Annotated in this window: 3 protein-coding genes; all 3 read left to right on the top strand. The window is 67.4% G+C overall.

Annotated features, from left to right (window positions below; translation table 11 throughout):
• Positions 1–997 (top strand): DUF1501 domain-containing protein (locus VGV06_00855; protein HEV2053701.1); only part of this gene is annotated, 997 nt, incomplete at its 5' end.
• 10 nt (positions 998–1,007) lie between these two features.
• The gene (locus VGV06_00850; GenBank protein HEV2053700.1) at positions 1,008–1,874 is read left to right on the top strand and encodes a DMT family transporter; all 867 of its coding nucleotides are present in this window, start codon (positions 1,008–1,010) and stop codon (positions 1,872–1,874) included.
• A 21-nt stretch (positions 1,875–1,895) separates the two neighbouring features.
• A complete protein-coding gene (locus VGV06_00845) occupies positions 1,896–2,171 on the top strand; it encodes a hypothetical protein (GenBank protein HEV2053699.1) in 276 nt (91 codons plus the stop codon).
• The last annotated feature ends 51 nt before the right edge of the window (positions 2,172–2,222 follow it).

Raw genomic sequence — 2,222 nt, 5'->3', positions numbered from 1 at the left:
CTTCGGCCTGCATCCGGCGATGGCCTCGCTGAAACCCGTCTGGGACGACAAACGCCTCGCCATCGTGCACGCCTGCGGCTCTCCCGACACGACGCGCTCGCACTTCGACGCCCAGGACTACATGGAGTCGGGCACGCCCGGCGTGAAGAGCACCCAGGACGGCTGGCTCGCGCGCGGGCTCCAGGCCGTGCGCGCCACGCCCGCCTCGCCCTTCCGCGCCGTCGCGATGGGCTCTCAGCTGCCGCGGGCGCTTCGGGGAGACGTGGGCGCCGTCGCCATGGGCACGGTCGCCGACTTCGACGTGAAGCAGGACATGGGGCGCATGGGCGCCGGCACCGTGAATGCGCGCCGTGGTTTCGAGTCGCTCTACGAGCAGGGCGTCAAGGACATCCTGCACGGGACGGGGCGCGAGACTTTCGACGCGGTCAAGATGCTCAAGAGCGCAGACCCGCAGCGCTTCGCCCCCGAAAACGGCGCCCAGTACCCGCGTGGCAAGCTCGGCGAGAGCCTCAGGCAGATCGCCCAGCTCATCAAGGCCGACGTCGGGCTCGAGGTTGCCTTCGCCGACATGGGCGGCTGGGACACGCACGCCAACCAGGGGAACGAGAAGGGCCAGCTCGCGCTGAGGCTGACCGAGTTTTCCCAGAGCCTGGCGGCGCTCTACCGCGACCTCGGCGACCGCATGGAGGACGTCGTCATCCTGACCATGTCGGAATTCGGCCGCACGGTGCGCGAGAACGGCAACCGCGGCACCGACCACGGTCACGCGACGGCCATGCTCGTGCTCGGCGGCCCCGTCAAGGGAGGCCGGATGGCGGGCAGGTGGCCGGAGCTCGCGCGCGAGCAGCTCTACGAGGGGCGCGACCTCGCCGTGACCACGGACTTCCGCAACCTCTTCGCCGAGGTGGCCGCGCGGCACCTCGGCGTGGCGGCGACGGCGCCGCTTTTCCCGGGCTTTCCGGTGAATCCTGCCAAGTATCCGGGAGTGCTCGTGTAGACTCGGCCGCATGTGGGAAGCCCTGGCGCTTACCGCCGCGCTCTGCCAGGTGCTGCGGAACACGGTGATGAAGCGCCTGGGTCACGAGCTGGACGAGTACATGGCGGTGTGGGGGCGCTTCACCTTCCTCCTGCCCTTCGCCGCGCTCTTCGTCCTCTGGCATGGCGACCCCGTGATCAAGCCCGGCTTCGTCTGGGCCTGCCTTCTCTTCGCGGTGTGCCAGATCATCTCGACGATGGCGCTGTCGAAGGCGCTCAAGCTTTCGCCCCTCTCCATGGTGACGGCGTTGTGGAAGGTGAGCCTCCTGGTCCTGGTGGTCCTGGGCTATGTGACGCTCAAGGAGAAGCCGAATCTCCTCGGCATCACGGGCATCCTGATCAGCATGAGCGGGGTGTATCTGCTCAACGTCCAGCGCTCGCACATCTCCTGGTGGGCGCCGCTGGGCGAGCTCTTCACCGACCGGGGGCTGCGCTACACTCTCCTGGCCGCGCTCTTCTTCGCGCCGTCAGTCGTCACCATCAAGTGGGCGATGCAGCTCTCGGATCCGTACATGGGCACGCTGGGCGGCTACCTCGCGGCGAGCCTCCTCGTCACCCCAATCGTCCTCGTCACTTCGCGGAGATATTTCGCGGCGGTGCCGCGCCACTGGATGGCCTTCGTGTCCTTCGGCCTCTTCGCGGCGCTGACCACGGTCAGCCAGGGACACGCCTACCTGATGACGCTGTCGTCTAACGTCGAGGCGGTCAAGCAGGTCGAGATCCTGTTCGCTTTGGCGGTCGGCGTGGTCGTGTTCGGTGAGCGTCAGAAGGTCAGCGAGATCGTTCCCGGCGCCCTCGTCATGTTGGCCGGCGTCGTGCTACTGTCTTTGGCGGCCTAGCCTAACCGTGGAGGTGCCACCATGACTGGACGGATCTGGAGCCTCGTCACCTGCGTCGCGCTCGCCTTCGTGCTCGTGGGCTGTGGACCGCCGAGCAAAACGGACATCGTCACCAAGGCAAGAGACGTGAAGACACGCGCCGATCTCGAGAAGGCGCTCGGCAAGCCCGACGATATCGGCAAGCTCGGCCCCGTCGAGAAGTGGACCTACAAGGCCAAGGATGGCCGGGTCGTCTTCATCTTGGTCGGGGACACCGTCACGATCGAGAAGACCGGCGAGCCGGAGAAGAAGAACTAGAGCCGCCCGCGGGGATAGACGGACACGGGCGACCCCGCCGCCAGCACGACG

Source organism: Candidatus Methylomirabilota bacterium (genome assembly GCA_035936835.1).
Classification (GTDB): domain Bacteria; phylum Methylomirabilota; class Methylomirabilia; order Rokubacteriales; family CSP1-6; genus AR37.
The sequence above is the reverse complement of the archived record's forward strand: the minus strand, read 5'-3'. Positions and strand labels throughout refer to the sequence as shown.

Coding starts and splice junctions, on each gene's coding strand:
- VGV06_00845 (HEV2053699.1), top strand. CDS start 1,896: ATGACTGGACGGATCTGGAGCCTCGTCACCTGCGTCGCGCTCGCCTTC.
- VGV06_00850 (HEV2053700.1), top strand. CDS start 1,008: ATGTGGGAAGCCCTGGCGCTTACCGCCGCGCTCTGCCAGGTGCTGCGG.